Source organism: Bombilactobacillus bombi (assembly GCF_013607485.1).
GTDB classification, from domain to species: Bacteria; Bacillota; Bacilli; order Lactobacillales; family Lactobacillaceae; genus Bombilactobacillus; species Bombilactobacillus bombi_A.
This window is the reverse complement of record NZ_SCHP01000013.1, coordinates 16900-33914: the sequence shown is the minus strand read 5'-3', so window position 1 is coordinate 33914 and position 17015 is coordinate 16900. Positions and strand designations below refer to the sequence as shown.

Annotated in this window: 11 protein-coding genes and 1 riboswitch; of the genes, 1 reads left to right on the top strand and 10 read right to left on the bottom strand. The window is 38.7% G+C overall.

The features are described 5' to 3' along the window. Positions 1–181: 181 nt before the first annotated feature. From EQ827_RS04470 to EQ827_RS04455, 4 genes are all read right to left on the bottom strand, one after another. Positions 182–4378: a pectate lyase-like adhesive domain-containing protein gene (locus EQ827_RS04470; RefSeq protein ID WP_181189790.1), complete on the bottom strand. Its 4197-nt coding sequence runs from the start codon at positions 4376–4378 to the stop codon at positions 182–184. 385 nt (positions 4379–4763) lie between these two features. Then, positions 4764–4976 carry a hypothetical protein gene (locus tag EQ827_RS04465; protein WP_181189789.1) on the bottom strand — a complete coding sequence of 71 codons (213 nt, stop codon included), beginning with the start codon at positions 4974–4976 and terminating at the stop codon, positions 4764–4766. Between the two features lie 9 nt (positions 4977–4985). After that, complete coding sequence (gene mgtA / locus EQ827_RS04460) at positions 4986–7631, bottom strand: magnesium-translocating P-type ATPase (RefSeq protein WP_181189788.1); 2646 nt, start codon at positions 7629–7631, stop codon at positions 4986–4988. 69 nt (positions 7632–7700) lie between these two features. Next, positions 7701–7865: riboswitch (M-box (ykoK) riboswitch) on the bottom strand. 71 nt (positions 7866–7936) lie between these two features. Continuing rightward, positions 7937–8908 (bottom strand): alpha/beta hydrolase, encoded by a 972-nt coding sequence (locus EQ827_RS04455; RefSeq protein WP_181189787.1) that lies wholly within the window; start codon positions 8906–8908, stop codon positions 7937–7939. Positions 8909–8993: 85 nt separating this feature from the next. Here EQ827_RS04455 and EQ827_RS04450 point away from each other — a divergent pair, with 85 nt between their 5' ends. Beyond that, positions 8994–9428, top strand: coding sequence for a MerR family transcriptional regulator (locus tag EQ827_RS04450; protein ID WP_181189786.1), 435 nt, complete (start codon positions 8994–8996; stop codon positions 9426–9428). On the opposite strand, the gene EQ827_RS04445 is transcribed toward EQ827_RS04450, so the two are convergent. The 6 genes from EQ827_RS04445 to EQ827_RS04420 form a co-directional block, all read right to left on the bottom strand. After that, positions 9422–10564, bottom strand: a complete 1143-nt coding sequence (locus EQ827_RS04445; RefSeq protein ID WP_181189785.1) for a cation:proton antiporter — start codon at positions 10562–10564, stop codon at positions 9422–9424. The genes EQ827_RS04450 and EQ827_RS04445 overlap by 7 nt on opposite strands. Before the next feature lie 313 nt (positions 10565–10877). Continuing rightward, the gene (locus EQ827_RS04440) at positions 10878–12797 is read right to left on the bottom strand and encodes a copper-translocating P-type ATPase (protein ID WP_181189784.1); all 1920 of its coding nucleotides are present in this window, start codon (positions 12795–12797) and stop codon (positions 10878–10880) included. Beyond that, positions 12797–13057 carry a cupredoxin domain-containing protein gene (locus tag EQ827_RS04435; protein WP_181189783.1) on the bottom strand — a complete coding sequence of 87 codons (261 nt, stop codon included), beginning with the start codon at positions 13055–13057 and terminating at the stop codon, positions 12797–12799. The genes EQ827_RS04440 and EQ827_RS04435 overlap by 1 nt, the downstream gene beginning before the upstream one ends. A 13-nt stretch (positions 13058–13070) precedes the next feature. Then, on the bottom strand, positions 13071–13445 hold the full coding sequence (locus tag EQ827_RS04430) for a cupredoxin domain-containing protein (RefSeq protein WP_181189782.1): 375 nt from the start codon (positions 13443–13445) through the stop codon (positions 13071–13073). Positions 13446–13623: 178 nt separating this feature from the next. Beyond that, positions 13624–15072 (bottom strand): glycoside hydrolase family 1 protein, encoded by a 1449-nt coding sequence (locus EQ827_RS04425; protein WP_181189781.1) that lies wholly within the window; start codon positions 15070–15072, stop codon positions 13624–13626. Between the two features lie 14 nt (positions 15073–15086). Then, on the bottom strand, positions 15087–16967 hold the full coding sequence (locus EQ827_RS04420) for a beta-glucoside-specific PTS transporter subunit IIABC (RefSeq protein WP_181189780.1): 1881 nt from the start codon (positions 16965–16967) through the stop codon (positions 15087–15089). Positions 16968–17015: the final 48 nt, after the last annotated feature.

The window sequence follows — 17015 nt, the reverse complement described above, 5'->3', positions numbered from 1 at the left end:
CTATTATAATATATTTAATAGGTATTTAATATATTTTATTTTTTAAAACTGTTGATTTATCAAAAAAATATCTTACTTATTGTCAGCAAAGTTAAAAATAAAACTTATTTCAAGATCTTTCCTTTGTATTTTGTATATATCTAAAAATGGAGTTGAGATTAAAATCTCAACTCCATTTTTACTATGATGGTCCCAAAGTTAAATTCCAAGTTATTTTAGCAGTCTTAACTACAGCAGCACTATTGAAGTTTGCTGGGGGAATTTTCAAAATAGGACCTGCTTGTTGTGCCTTCTTAGTTCCCCAATCATGAGAGAGATTAACCGTCGACCCACTGGGCAATGCTGGATTATGATAAACATAATCTTTCAACAATATAGTTGGAGAAGCATTGTTCAACTTATAATACAAATAATTTGTAAATAATAAATCTCCTGTCGATGTTGTCTCAGTTAGATCTGCTGTTAAATAAATATTTGGTGTTTGATCACTATCATTATTAATACTTAATTCACCCGTTAAATTATTAATTGGAATAATACCTGATGTACTACTAGTTATTTTGCCGTAATCAATACTTTTTGGAACTTGGAGGTTAATAGAACCTGAAGAATTAAAATTCAAAGTATTGCTCTTACCCAAAGGCTGAATATCACTATTAGCATCTTGGGAACTAATGGTATAACTACCAATAGAGACGGGAGTTTTTTTGTCAGCAGTAATGTTAATCTTTCGATCAACAATAAAATGTGTTCCCGCTGGAAAATCAGTTCCCGAAAAGCCAAAATAAGTTGGGTTATAGACTTTTTGTTCATCAGCAGCAAGAGGTTTTTTGACTGAAATAACTTTATTGTTATTGTCAGTATAAGAGGCGGTGATATAGTCCTGTCCCTTATCTTCCCAGCCAGGAGTTAAATTATTACTACCATCATAGCCAATTAAAATTGAATGTACTGGCAGATTAGCCTTTGGGTCAAACTTAGTCTGCAGATTATACATACCCTTGATAATATTACCCTTATTATTGTAAGGATTATTGGTAATTGCCATTGATCCTTGATAAGCTGGCAAATTCAAAACCTCATAATTCCACTTAAGGGTATCACCGGTAGTATTATTAGTTACTTGAGTATTGTCATAAGCATAGTTTGGAGGTAAAGCATTATCCTGTGCTTTATATAATAACTCATGTTTGCCAACAGATAACTCTTCATGATTACCGATATTAGTCGCCTTACCAATGACCCAAGCAGCATTAGTCGATTCTTTAATTTTAATATTATTCAAATCTTGAGATACTTTAGTATTACCCACTTGCCCACTTAATTTTAAAGTGGTCGGGCCACCGGTAGGACTATTATCCCCATCAAAGTACTGCAAAGGAACAGTAATATCATCACCCACCAGAAACTTTACATTATTTTTTGTGGTGCCTACAGAAAGGTTTCTAACATTAGTCTCTCTTAAGGGCGTTGATTGAAAATTAGTAACGACACTCGTGAGGATTTGATCATTGCCTCTTAAATAAAGTTTAGTATGGCTAGGATTAGCGTTGTATTGATCTAATAGCTCATTTAATTTATAAGTCATCGAATGTCTAAAACTTAAATATGCACCCGGTCCATTTTTACTTGTATCCCAATTTCCAGGACTCATACCATCCCAAGACACGTCCTTGGCGTCTAAATACTTAGGAATAAGCTTTTGTTTATCCGCATTAGGTTTATCAGCGTCTTTAGCTTTACCATCACTTGCATATACTGGTATGCTTTGGCCTAATTTATGGTTAGGAACAGTTGTACTGCCAGGTTCATGAAGCTTCAAATCACCCTTATCGTCCTCCAAAATATTAGGAGTAACTGGATTAACAAGTTCTGCAAGGTTAGGCTCAGCAAAGCTATTATTGGCTTTTTGTTGCGCTTGCGCAGGATTTTCTTTAGTACCTAAATCAATATATTCATAATCACTATCTTTTGTTGGGTTAGCAATTTTAGGTCGTTTTACCTGAACTCTAACTAAAGGAGGACGTGGATCAAATTCTTTATTAAGTTTATCAGCATGGCCATTTTTAGCATCATAATTCTGCCATTCATCGCCACCACTATGACTATTTATATTAATATCGCCCGTACTCTTGTTGGGATAGACCACTTTTGAATTGTCATCTAAATGCAAATTGGGACTTGGTAAATCACTAAAGTTAATGTAGCGAAATTCCTTACCTAGCATTTTAAACATGGCAGTTTTTAGAGGCTTTAAACTTTGGCTATCAGGTGCTTGGACAATTTTTGTACCATCACCATATAATAAGGGGTCAATTAGATTTCTAGTAAATGGAAGCTCGACTTTTTGGACCCGAACAGGTCCGGAAGTATCTTTACCAATGGTAACATCTTCAGCTGGACCATTCGGCCCTTGTATGGCCACGCCATTGCCGCTAGTTGCCTTATTATTACCTTCGGCCACCATTTTAGTATCATAAACTTCAATATCAGAATTAGAATCATTACCACTCCCAAAGGGCATACTTGGAGCCAAAACCACATTGGTTCCTCGCGGAATACTATAAGGACCCATGACTATATCGCTAGGTACTGTAATAATATTTGACCTGTTACCATCAGCATATACTAAAGCACTGGCATCACAAGGATCTTTTCTTAAATCTAAAGTAACATTAGCTGGGTTTACAATATTAACTTTCATCGTAGTCGAAGCATATAACAAGTTAAGCGGCGAATCTTTATCGTGACCGTCTCCCACAACAATACTGAAACGGCCGCCTGTACGAACGTTAATATTCATACCGGAACCAACATTCATTAAGCCCCCACCAGCACGACCGCCGTTAGTATTATATTTATCTAAGTTATCTGCTTGAATACTAAAAGAACCTTGCGACAAATCAGCCGATCCACTAGTAAAACGAACTAAAGAACCATCATTAATAATCTCGCCATCACTATCAATAGATAAGGTTGGATATAAGTGATTTCCCTGAGTATCCACATCTCCTTCAAACTTCAATGCACCGCCAGCACTAGTCATATCAATAGCACCACAAGGGTGGGGGGTTTTAACCGGATCAGTAGTCAAACCCACTATATTAGGATCATTATTTGCTTTTACCGAATTTACTAAGGTTTTGCCGTCACAATAAACATGTAATTCTGCAGATCCCTTTAAGTCGATTTGAGGATTATTTCCTGTCAATAATAATCCCCAAGACATCCCATCTCTACTATTTTCTGGAGCATCACCATGGGGATATAAATAAACTTTAGACCCACTTTCAAAGGTAGCATTACCACTTAATTCCAAAGCATTACCATTATAGGTATAGCCAGTATACGTACAGGTACTGTCAAAAGTTATATTATTAGTTTGAAGATTTTGTTGATTACCTCCACCCTCGCATTGGTATATTAACCCATTAGGGCCCTTATATGACAACAAAGAGTAAGAATTAATAATACCCTTCATTGTTGTCTGTACTGCACCGTCAGTCCAAGCAAATTGGGCACCATAATAATTGACATTTTCAAATGTTTGTTTAGTAATATTTCTTGTACCATTTGCGGCCCAAATAATTCCGTAATAATTATTTCCATAAGCAGTTAAATTTTTGAATGTAATATCATAACTTGCTCTTGGCCAGTCAGGAGTCCAGGTCCGTATACTGAAGCGTCCTAGATTAAGCACATGACCATTACCATTTACTATCAATTTACTATAAACTTTGCCAGTTTTATCATCGGTATATTGACTGGCCGGCCGAGGAGTAACTAAATACCATGCCTCTTCACCCGCAGCTCCTGGATTTGTGGCAAAACCTAAAGAAGAAAAATCCACTTTTTTACTTTTACCGGAGGCGTCTGGCACCGTTATATAATCACTACTGGTAATACTAGTTAAATCAATATCAGCATCTAGCGAAACTTCAGTAATATTTGATTTCCAAGCACCCACTCTTCCGCCTTGATCACTTTGAGCATTTTGATATGGTGGTTCCCCATCAACAGAATTTCCATAAATTGCTTGCAAATATTGTAGGGGAGTCCTTACATGTGCAATATATCCCTGTGGCCTGCCATTACCTCCTGGATAATTAGGATCAGGTGTCAAAGCAAATTCATTAGAGCCATCATCAGGGTAATCATAATTAGGCTGTAAGGGCCCTATTTTCATCATAGAAATTATATCTTGTGAACCATGACTAGAATCCCCCTGTAAAGCAAAATTAGGATCTATTAAATTATTAATATCTATATTTTTTGTTTGAGTTTGTGCATAAATAGTTGCAAAAGAAAATTTATAAAATAAACCCAGTACTGCTATTATCACAAATAGCTTAGAGCGGCTGGATTTTATTAACAACATAATAATAATTCCTCCAAAAATTATTTCTAAGATAGAAAAGTAATCTCAACTAGGAACTTCTAGTTACATGTGTTTACCAGAAGTTTGTATTGAGCACATTAAAGCAAAAAAAACATTTAATTACTCTTTTAGCTGTATCAGAACATTTTCAGCAAATTATCATTATAGTCAAATATATCACTAACTGCAAGTTTAAACTCTCTAAACTTGGTATGGTGTTTTTAATTACATTATTTTAAAAGGAATTATAAAATTTTTTGTATTTTCAATATTACCAATTTAATCCGTGTAAACTTCTAAAAAAGGAAATGACAGTTCGATAAAGGTTTGCTGTTAAAGAAGCCTTTGTCTTTATTTGTATTAATTTGTCAAAATTCAGCATTTATTATTTCCGCATAAATTGATTCAGCCACTGATGACCCCTTTCTGTACAATCTAACAACATTAATAAGGCTACACCAATAAATAAAACAGCAATCAAAATTTTCCCACCAGTTAAGGGCCGACTAAACAGCCAAGCAATTCCCAAGAATAACCATGGCAGGGCAATCAGAGCTTGAATGGGATAAATAATCTTCCAAGAGGTTTTTTGTTTCATCGGCTTCTCCTATAATAACGAATCAAAACGGTTAATATACCAGCGTTTAACGATTGTTACTAACATAAGGTAGGCTCCGCAAGTTACTAGCAATAGGCCCCAAAAACTTCCTGGCAAAGCTGTCAAATGTAAAGATGTTCCTAAGGCTGTAAAAGGCAGAATCGACCCAATAATTACTGCACCAGCAGTAACACCAGTCATAGCACCAGAAGCACGGCTTTGGATGAAGGGCAGCTTTTCTGTTCTCAATGCGTGCAGTACTAAAGTCTGAGTCCATAAGGATTCCACGAACCAGCCGCTATTAAACACTTGAATAAACTGCTGCCGACTAAAACCAGTAGTAGCAGCAAAGTGACTGCCGACGACTGTGGGGCAGATGAACCAATACAATACTAAATAAGTCGTAATATCAAAAATAGAACTAGTAGGACCGAAATATTTCATAAAACTCAAAATACTTTGAGCCTCCCATTTACGAGGCGTTTTTAAATATTCAGGATCCATTCGATCCCATGGAATTGACAGACATGACAAATCATATACCAAATTCAGTAATAACAACTGCATTGGCTGCATGGGCAAAAATGGCAAAAAGGCACTGGCACAAAGTATCGAAAACATGTTGCCAAAATTAGAAGAACAGGTGGCTTTGATATATTTCATAATATTACCAAAGGTTTGACGGCCAATAACGACTCCTTGTTCCAAAATCATTAAATCCTTTTGCAATAAAACAATGGCTGCTGACTGCTTCGCAATGTCCACAGCTGTATCTACGGAAATTCCCACATCAGCAGTTTTCATCGAGGGCGCGTCATTAATGCCATCTCCTAAAAAGCCCACTACATGGCCATTATCCCGCAACAACTGCACAATTTGTGCTTTTTGATCAGGAGCAATTTTTACAAAGATGTTGTTTGCTTCCACAGCTTGGGGCAATTGGTCTGCCGAGAGATGGCTTAATTGTGCTCCGGTCAAAACATTCGTAACATCAAAACCAATATTGCGGCAAACTGCTTGAGTTACCAACAAACTATCACCGGTAATAATCTTTACTTCTGTGCCGTGATTTTTAAGGGCAGCAATAGCTTTAGCAGCGGTGCTTTTAGGTGGATCCAAAAAGGCTAAATAGCCGAGAAAAGTCATTTCTGCTTCATCAGCAATGGTCAGTTCGTTACCCGTTTTAGGTTGAGGGTTTTTCTTGATAGCTAAGCCCAATACCCGTAAACCATCATGATTTAAATCAGCAACTTGTGTCAAAATTTGCTGTTCCCATTGTTCAGTCAAAGGTTCGAGTTGACCATTAGTCAACACCTGACTGGAGATACTCAGCATTTCTTCAATAGCACCTTTAGTAACCATTTCAGTAGTGCCATTAGTTTCACGAACAATAGTACTCATGCGGCGACGCGAAAAGTCAAAGGGCAATTCGTCAATTTTTTGATATTGCTGATCATCAATCGTTAATTCACTTTGGGCTGCATGAATAATAGCCTTATCCATTAAATTGTTCAAACCTGTTTGAAAACGACTATTTAAATACGCATATTTTAAAATCGTATCATCTTCTTGATGATTTGCGTCATAATGATATTCCAAAATAATCTGATCTTGGGTTAAAGTACCAGTTTTATCTGTGCATAATACATCCATTGCCCCAAAATTTTGAATAGCATTAATATTTTTGACAATGGTGCCGCTTTTAGACATTTTTAAGGCCCCGCGCACTAAATTAGTAGTCACAATTACCGGCAGCATTTCCGGTGTGAGGCCGACAGCAGTCGATAAACCAAAGAGTAAGGCTTGGCCCCAATTGCCCTTTGTAAAACCATTCAAGATACAAACAATCGGCGCCATAACTGCCATGAATTTAATTAACAGCCATGAAGTTTGGCTAATGCCCAAATCAAAGTTCGTTGGGTTAACCTTATTATTAGTGATAGTCTGTGTTACCTTACCAAAGCGTGTCCGCCGACCCGTAGCAACTACTACTCCAAGCGCTGTTCCACTTACAACGTTACTGCCCATAAAAGCTAATGTAGGATAATCAGTAACATCTTCATATTGACCCGGCACAAATTGGGACTTTTTTTCTACAGGATAACTTTCGCCAGTCAAAGCTGCTTGCGAAACAAAGAGATCTCTAACCTGTAAGAGACGTAAATCTGCAGGAATCATGTCGCCGGCGGCTAATTTCACAACATCACCAACTACTAAATCATCTAACATAATCTCTTGGAGCTGTTGATCACGCCACACTTGCGCCGTAACCTTAACCATGCTTTGTAGGCTTTCGGCAGCATTGGTGGACTTGATAGACTGAATTAAGGTCATGGTGCCACTAGCCAAGACCATAAAGGTAATAATTAAAGTTCCGGTTAAATCACGCCCAGCCACTGGTGCCCAAACATAATCTGTCAGAAAGGAAATAACCCCTAAAACTGCCAACACTAACGTAAAGGGCGTCACAAATGCCTGCAAAAATTGCACCGCAAAAGGCGTTTTGTGATGATAGGTTATCTTGTTGCTGCCGTATTTTTCCCGTAAATCAGCCACTTGCTGGGTATTCAAACCCGTAAGTTGCGTATGATATGCATCTAGCACTTGTTGGGGTGTTTGTTGTGCAAGTTGACGATAATCCTTAAAAATAGCCATAAAAAAACCTCCTGAAAAATAAGCGTCAAGGAGATTCCTACAAAAATAGACCGCGACAAATTCGCGGCCCCTAAAATAAATTTTAGTTTAGCACTACCCGGCGTAAAGACGTCAGCCATAGCTACTTGGGAGATAGCCTTCGTTCGGCTATCTCTGTCCTATACATTGGCGTTTCGCAACGTTTCTGTACAGCAGCTTGTGTCCGTGTAGGAGCCTCTTTTTATTCAATTAAAAATCCAACGCGCTTAATGTATCATGATTAAGAAATAGTGTCAACTAATAATTCGAGTTTTTATGGAAGACTTTTAATCTAAATTAGTACGGAAAAAATCTGTTATTTTGGCAAAAGGAATAATATCTACTTGATCATATAAATCTGTATGATTAGCTCCCGGGATAATCATTAATTCCTTATTATCACCCTTTAGACGTTTAAAGGCATCTTGACTAAAGTAGAGTGAATGAGCTTTTTCACCATGAATCATCAATACCGGATTTTTAATTTCTTGGCTATATTGCAACAGTGGCATGTTAATAAAGGATAAAGCTGAAGTCGTATTCCAGCCAGCATTAGAATTAACAGACCGTGGGTGGTAGCCTCTGGGCGTTTTGTAATAAGCATGATAATCCTTAACATACTGCGGAGCATCATTTGGCACGGGATCAATAACACCGCCGGCATGCTGGTAGGTGTTATTTTGATAATCAATGGTTCTTTGTTGATTTAGTTCTTCTTTTAGTGCATATCTATCTTCAACACTGAGCGCGTCAAAATAACCCTTGGCATTCACGCGCGACATATCATACATCGTGGAAGTCACGGTGGCTTTAATGCGCGTATCAATAGCAGCCGCATTTAAGGCCATACCGCCCCAGCCACAGATGCCCAGAATGCCGACTTTTTGCGGGTCAACATTGTTTTGAACGGACAAGAAGTCAACGGCTGCTTGAAAGTCTTCGGTATTAATATCCGGGGAAGCCACATCACGCGGTGAGCCACCGCTTTCGCCCGTGAATGAAGGATCAAAAGCCAACGTTATAAAGCCTTTTTCAGCTAAAGTCTGTGCATAAAGTCCTGATGCCTGCTCTTTCACGGCGCCAAACGGTCCGCAAATCGCAATCGCTGCAAGGCGGCCGCTCATGATAAGTGGCGTATATAAATCAGCAGCCAGCGTTAGGCCGTAACGATTATGAAAAGTTACTTTTTCATGATGGACCTGATCACTTGGAGCAAATACCTTATCCCATTCAGTTGTTAATGTTAGTTTTTCTGGCATTTTCTTATCTCCTTACTAGAATAGCGTTTATAATAATAGCGTAATACCTAAACCTAACTTGAGGTCAAGTACAAAGGAGCAAAAAATGTATACTATCGGTCAAATTTCGCAAAAATTCAATTTACCCATTTCAACTATTAGATATTATGATAAGGAGGGCTTATTTCCAGATCTTGCCCGCAAGGCAGGTATTCGCTACTTTTCTGAAAAAGAAGTCGAAGCGTTACGAGTGATTGAATGCTTAAAGCAGTCAGGTCTATCAATTGCAGATATTAAACAATTTATGCAATGGAGCAAACAAGGCCGCCAAACCTATCAATTACGTAAGGAACTCTTTGAAAATCAAAAGCAAGTAGTTCAAGCAAAAATTAAACAACTCAATCAAGTCCTTAATATGATTAATTATAAATGCTGGTACTATGATGAAGCCTTAAAATTAGGTGATGAAGACCAGGTTTTAAAAATGGTGCCTCATTGTCTGCCCGATGATATCAAAGTAAGTTACAGCCAGTCTCATTGATTATCTTGGGAAAATTTAATAGCTCCTTTTAACAATAAGGGCGCTACAATCGTAGTTGCAATAATCACCGCAATCACCGTGGAATAATCTGCGACGCTTAAAAGGTGCTGCGCATGACCAATTTGAGCAACCACTAAGGCCATTTCTCCCCGTGAGACCATGCCACTGCCGATAATTAAAGCGCTGCGCCGGTCAAAATGTACTAAACGTGCACCTAAAGCCGCTCCCAGCAATTTAGTAATTATCGCGGCCAGCGTCAAGGCAACAAACAGCCAAAGGCGCTGTTTGAGTCCCGTGAGCTGCATTTGCACACCAATTTGAACAAAAAATAGTGGAATAAAGATAGTGTAGCCTAAAATCTGAAAGTCTTTTTGCAGTTTAGTTCGGCTAGCAGTTTGACCTAAGAGCAAGCCGGCAAAAAATGCACCAATGGCACTACTTAAATGGGCTTTTTCAGCAAGATATGCGAGTGCCAAAAGAACAACAAAGGCCACTAGGGATACATTAGCAGTGACTAATATGCGAGAACTCAAAACCATCAGGCGCTTAATGACCGGGCGCAGCAGCCATAATAAACCAAAATAGCCGGCCTGCAACAGCAAAATCAGTAGTAAATTAACTTGATGACTAGTGGTAGTAGCCGTTAAAAGGCTCAAGGCAATCATCGCTAAAATATCATCTACTACCGCGGCTGCCAAAATTGTCGTACCCTCGGCACTATTTAATTGGTCTAATTCTTGCAGAACATCTACTGAAATTGACACCGAAGTGGCGGCAAAGATAACCCCTAAGTATAAACACTCCTGCCACTTAAAGTTAAAGCTCCAGCCTAAAGCACTTAATACTAGTAAGGGCACAAGCACGCCTAAAAGTGCCACCACTAGGCCGGGCCGCCAAAAACGACGCAGTAACTTTAAATCACTATTAATACCTGCTAAAAACATTAACAAAATCAGCCCCAAATTCGCGCCTGTCTGTAAGCTCATAGAATTAGTCAGCCAATGTAAACCCGCCGGCCCAATGACGACTCCCAACAGTAATTGTCCCACGACTGTCGGTAGACCATGCCGCGCACTCAAATGTCCGCTGATAATCGTTAAAAACAAGACCAATACTAAAGTGCCAATAATTTGCATAACATTATCACTCCTCAATAAAAAAAGCCTCCAAGAATCTCTCAGGCAACCCAAACCTGAGGTTAATTCTTGAAAGCTTTTTTGCTTCAACCAAATTTTTATTTAATTGTTATCTAGTATAACATATTTTCTGTATTTCTTTGAAAGACATGAGGATGATTTAAATTGGGATAAAATATTACTTTATTAATTTATTCTTTTATCCCCACAGCCTGTCTAAATAACCGCCCACAATCATAGCTCCAATTATATAGGCCAATGCTGCTAAGATAATTTTTAAAGTTGTTTGCTTTAATTTCATTACTGTGCCTCCTTAAACGGGAATGGTTGTCAATTTGGTTTTGTTCAGCAATAAAGAGCTAAACACTACTGAAATTGAACTCAAGGCCATTGCCAAACCAGCTAATTCTGGACTTAAAAGTAGGCCCCAGCCCACAAACAAACCGGCCGCAATTGGTATACCTAAAGCATTATAGATAAAGGCCCAAAATAAGTTTAACTTAATACGCTTGAATGTTTTTTTACTTAATTCTAGAGCCTGAACTACACCGCGCAAGTCATTCCTTACTAGGACGATGCCGCCAGATTCAATGGCAATATCTGTTCCCGAACCCATGGCTATCCCGACATCTGCGGTCGTCAAAGCTGGCGCATCGTTAATACCATCCCCCACAAAAGCCACATGGCCCTGTTGTTGTAATTCTTTAATTGTGTCGGCCTTATCACTAGGCAATACATTGGCAATTACTTGATCAATCCCCACTTGCTGACCAATAGCTTGGGCGACACGCTCATTATCACCAGTTAACATAACTGTTTTTAAGCCTTGGTTTTTTAAAGCGGCAATAGTCGGAATTGCGCTGGGCTTAGGGGTATCTTGAATAGCTATTAGACCAATCAGATTTTGACTGCAGCCAACTACTACCACTGTTTTGGCCTGTTCTTGTAATTGCATCATCTGCTGTTGAAAATCATTGTTCAAGTGATAAGCAGCCGCCAATTTTTCGTTGCCGACAAAAGCCAGCTGGTGATTAATTTGCCCTTGCACACCTTGGCCTATAAGAGCTTTAAAGTCTTTTACAGTAGGAATTTCAAGCTGCTGGGCTTGAGCAGCCTGTAAAATTGCAGCAGCTAAGGGATGCTCGGAATTTTTTTCTAAAGCCGCGGCTACTTGAAGAACCTGCTGGGTATCACCCACAATATCGGTGACTTGGGGCTGAGCATTGGTAATGGTGCCGGTTTTATCGAAAACAATAGTCTGAATATTATTGGCGGCTTCTAAGACTTCACCGTTTTTAATTAAAACACCGGCTTTAGCACTGCGGCCGGTACCAACCATTAAGGCTGTTGGAGTAGCCAAGCCTAAAGCACAAGGGCATGCAATAACGACAACAGATACCGCAAACAACAGTGCCTGGACACCCGTAGCTTGTAAGAAAACGTTCCAGATGACAAAAGTTAAAATGGCAATGATTAACACTACAGGTACAAAAATATTAGAAATCTGATCGGCAGTTTTTTGAATAGGAGCCCGACTGGTTTGCGCTTTTTTCACCAGGGCCACAATTTGTGCTAAGAGGGTTTCATTGCCGACTTTTTGCGCGGTAAATGTAAAGGTACCGCTTTGATTGATTGTCGACCCAATTACGTGATCGCCAGCCTTTTTGGTAACTGGCAGACTTTCACCTGTAACCATCGACTCATCAATACTAGAAGTCCCCGCTGTAATAACACCGTCAACGGCAATTTTTTCGCCTGGTTTGACTTGGAGACTATCGCCGACGCGCACCTGCTCTAAAGGGACTTGATAGGCTTGACCAGCGCGGATGACGGTGGCTTCTTTAGCCTGTAAGTCAATTAACTTTTCTACGGCGCTTGAAGCATTGTGACGCATTTTTTCTTCAAGTACTTGGCCTAATAAGATGAAGGTTATTACAAAAGCGGCACTTTCAAAGAAGACTCCTTGGTGCTGGAATAAGGCATAAATACTATATAAATAGGCGGTAGTGGTTCCAATTGCCACCAAAGTGTCCATATTGGCATGATGATTTTTAAAGGCTGCCCAAGCACTGTGGATAAAAGGGCGCGCCGACACGGCCATGACTCCACTAGTCAATAAGAACATTGTCCAATTGCCGCCGGGCAACATCCATCCCACCGGCATCAGCACCATTTGCAATAACATTGGTAAGGATAATAGCAGCGAAAAGATAAAACGATTTTTAATAGTCATTATTCGTAGACTACCTTTCCCTGAAACATATTCATTCCACAAGCATAGTTATATACGCCAGGTGCCTGCGGTGCAATCGTGACAGTCTTGTGGGTACCTAGAGGGATTTTTTCGTTAAAACCTAAGGCGGTAGATTGTACTGTACTTAAACAAGAAGACGAATCTTCTTGTTGAAAAGTAATTTGCGCGCTTTGCTGGGCCTGAAGGTGTAACTCGGCAGGTTGATAGCCGCCTTTAATGATTACAGTTGCTGTTTGCATATTTATCACTCCTTTATTTAACAATGACTTTGCCGTGAAACATATTCATTCCACAAGCATAGTCGTATTCGCCAGCTTTGCTGGTATCAATAGTAATGGGATGATCTTGTTGTTCCGGTAAAAATTCGTTAATGCCTAAATCAGGGAAAACGACTTTTTCTAGACAGCTAGAAGGATCTTGCCGCTGAAAATGTACCTGTGCCGGGATGCCTTTTTTTAAGACCACGGTTTCCGGCTGATAGCCGCCATCAACTATTACTTGCACATGTTGGATATTTTGCTCGGAAACATCTGCAGTCACTGCTTGTTGATAATGATTACCAAAAAACCACCAAACGATAAAGTCAATTAACGCTGCGGCAACCAATAAAACAATAATTTTAGTCATGTAAGAGCCTCCCTTTGTTTGTTTACACTTGTAAATCTTGACTTAAGTATAACACCAAATTTACAAATGTAAACATCCCCTTGCCAAAACCTATTAACGAAAAATAAAAAAGACACCTCTACATTCATGAGGTATCTTTTTAAATTACTTGTTTTTAATTACTAATCTCAGAGCGAACTTAATCTAAGTTAGAACCATTGGAGGCAATTACTTGCTTATACCAATTAAAGGACTTCTTCTTATAACGATTGAAAGTACCTTGACCGTGGTCATCAGCATCTACATAAATAAAGCCATAGCGCTTCGACATTTCTCCAGTGGAAGCACTAACTAAGTCAATGCAGCCCCACGGAGTATAGCCCATAACATCAACCCCATCATCTAAGGCTTGACCAATAGCTTGAATATGTTTGCGTAAATAATCAATCCGATAATCATCAGCTACATAGTTATTAGCATCAAGTTCATCGTGCGCACCTAGCCCATTTTCAACAATGAACAAAGGCTTTTGATAACGATTATACAGTTGATTTAAGGCAATCCGCAAACCAGCAGGATCAATTTGCCAACCCCAATCACTAGTTTGTAAGAACGGATTCCGGACACCACCCATTAAGTTACCATTGACCGTATCATGGTCTGTTTGAGTAACTTCTTCCACAGCAGACATATAGTAACTAAAACCAATATAATCGACTGGATATTGAGCGATTAAATCTAATTCAGCTTGCGTATAATCAAAATCTGACGGCTGCAAATTATATTTTGCTAATAAGCTGGATGTATAAGCAGGATAATGTCCTCGAACTTGAACATCAGCACAGAAAAAGTTGTTTTCTTGATTAGTCTTCATAGCGGCCACTTGGTTCACTGGGTTAGCATCGTAACTATAAGTTGTTGCATATAAAATCATGCAGCCAATTTGTAAATGCGAATCCAACTCATGACCAATCTTGACAGCTTTAGCGCTGGCAACGAATTGATTATGCCAAGCTTGGAAAATATTTTTCTTGTCTTTAGCTCCATTAGCATCCGACAAGCCTTGACTCATAATTGGAAAATGGACAGCACTATTAATTTCATTAAAGGTCATCCAATATTTAACCTTGTCATGGTAGCGGGTTAAAACAGTTTGTGCATATTTTTCATAGAAGTCAATTAACTTTTTGTTTTTCCAGCCGCCATACTCAGTAATTAAATGCAGTGGTAATTCATAATGGGAAATTGTAATCACAGGTTCAATATGATACTTTAAGCATTCATCAATTAAGGCATCATAAAACTTTAAACCTGCTTCATTAGGCTGTTGGTCATCACCATTAGGAAAAATCCGCGACCAAGCAATAGAAAAGCGATAGCACTTAAAGCCCATTTCCGCAAAAAGTGCAATATCTTCTTTGAAGTGATGGTAATGGTCAATGCCGATATGATTAGGATAAAAATATTTATCTTCATGCAAAGCAAAATCAAAATCATCTTGGTTTACAATCGCAAAACGTTCTTTGCCTCCAGGTAAAATATCGGGCAAAGATAAACCCTTGCCATCTTCTTGGTAAGCACCTTCTAGTTGGTTAGCAGCTGTGGCGCCGCCCCATAAAAAGTTTTCAGGAAATTGTTTTGTTGTCATAGTTACCTCCTCAATTACTTAATAGTATACATTAAAATTTGGTCCTGAGTCACTGCTTCTTGCTCAGTAATAGTAATTTCACTAAATTCAGAAGTATTCGTAATTACTACAGGCGTTGTAATATCATAGCCTGCCGCTTGAATAGCTGCTAAGTCAACCTCCATTAATAGCTGGCCTTTTTTGATGGCTTGCCCTGTTTCAACATGAGCAGTAAATGGTGCTCCTTTTAAGTTAACTGTATCTAAACCAATATGAATTAATAACTCAACACCACTATTACTTCTTAAGCCAATAGCATGTTTAGTAGGGAAAATAGTCATAACTTCACCAGTAAATGGTGCATAAACTTTTCCATCTGTAGGGACAATGGCCACGCCATCACCTAAAGTTTTTTGGGCAAAAGTTTGATCTTTAACTTCACTTAATTCTAGAACTTTACCGCTTAGAGGTGCGTAAATTTTAGTTGTTCCCGTCGCAATTGTAGTCGCTGCTGGTGTTCCTTGAGTTGGCGTAGTAGCTGTTGCTGCCGTTGCTGTTTCTGGCTCGTCTTCAAAACCTAATATCAAAGTTAAAACAAAAGTAATAATTATTGAGGCTACTAACACAATCACAGCATTAATCAAGTTGTTGCCATTAGTTTTGCTGACAAATTGCGGTAAAGAAACTAAAGAAGGAACGGCAAAAGCAAACGACTTTAAGTTAACTAACCCCATAAAAAGACCATTAATCGCTCCAGAAATCATTGCTGCATATAAAGGCTTCTTGTATTTAAGAGTCACACCATAGAGGGCCGGTTCAGTAACACCAGCTACTAAAGCAGAAATACTTGCTGCCGTTGCTACTTGACGAGTGTTCTTATTCTTCGTCTTAAAGGCAACAGCTAAACTAGCAGCTCCTTGAGCAATATTAGCAGCTAACATGGCTGGCAATATTAAGGAATCGGGCGTGGCAATAGAAGCTGCCAAAAAAATCGGTGAAAACGCCCAATGCATTCCGGTCATCACAATTAATGGCATAAAAGCAGCCATCAATGGCATTGCTAACCAATTAGCCTTACTTTGAATAAACAAAATAATATCTGATAATAATTTACCAGCAAAAGTCCCTAAAGGGCCAACTACTACTAATGCTAAAACACCCGACACAAAGATGACTAATAAAGGCTTGAGGATACTCTTCATAGAAGCAGGGCAGATTTTGTCAATACCTGCTTCAATATATTTCATTAACCAAACCATTAATAAAATCGGAATAACTGACGAGGAGTAAGTAGCCAATGTTACCGGTAATCCCATTAAAGTTACCGCCTTACCCGCCTTGACCATAGCCGCAAAGTTAGGATGAAGCATGATACCAGCAATTGTTACTGCTAACATTGGTGAAACTTTAAAATACTTAGCACTTGTAAAGGCTAGCATAATCGGCAAAAAGTAAAAAGGTGCATCTCCAAAAATAGTTAAAAATGCATAGGTAGAACTTTTCTCACTCATCCAACCCAACATAGGCAATAAGATTACAATAACCTTAATCATCCCACCACCGATTAAAGCCGGAATTAATGGTGACATACAAGAAGAAATAAAACTAGCAAATCGATTGAACCAATTTTCTTTGCTGGTGGAAGCAGTCAAAGAGTCATTGGACTTCGTAAAGTCGGTTAACTTTGTTAATTCCTTATAATATTCTGATACATCATTGCCAATAATAATTTGGTACTGTCCAGACTGATGATTAATACCGACTACTCCGGGAATTTGTTTTACTTTATCATCATCAACTCGACTCTCATCGTTAAGCTTAAAACGCAAGCGCGTCATGCAATGCGTTAAAGAATTGATATTTTCATTGCCGCCAACTGCTTGAAAAATTGCTTGCGCTGATTTTTGATAATCCATAATTTCCTCCTTAAATATAAAAAAACCTAAACAGAATATTCTGTTTAG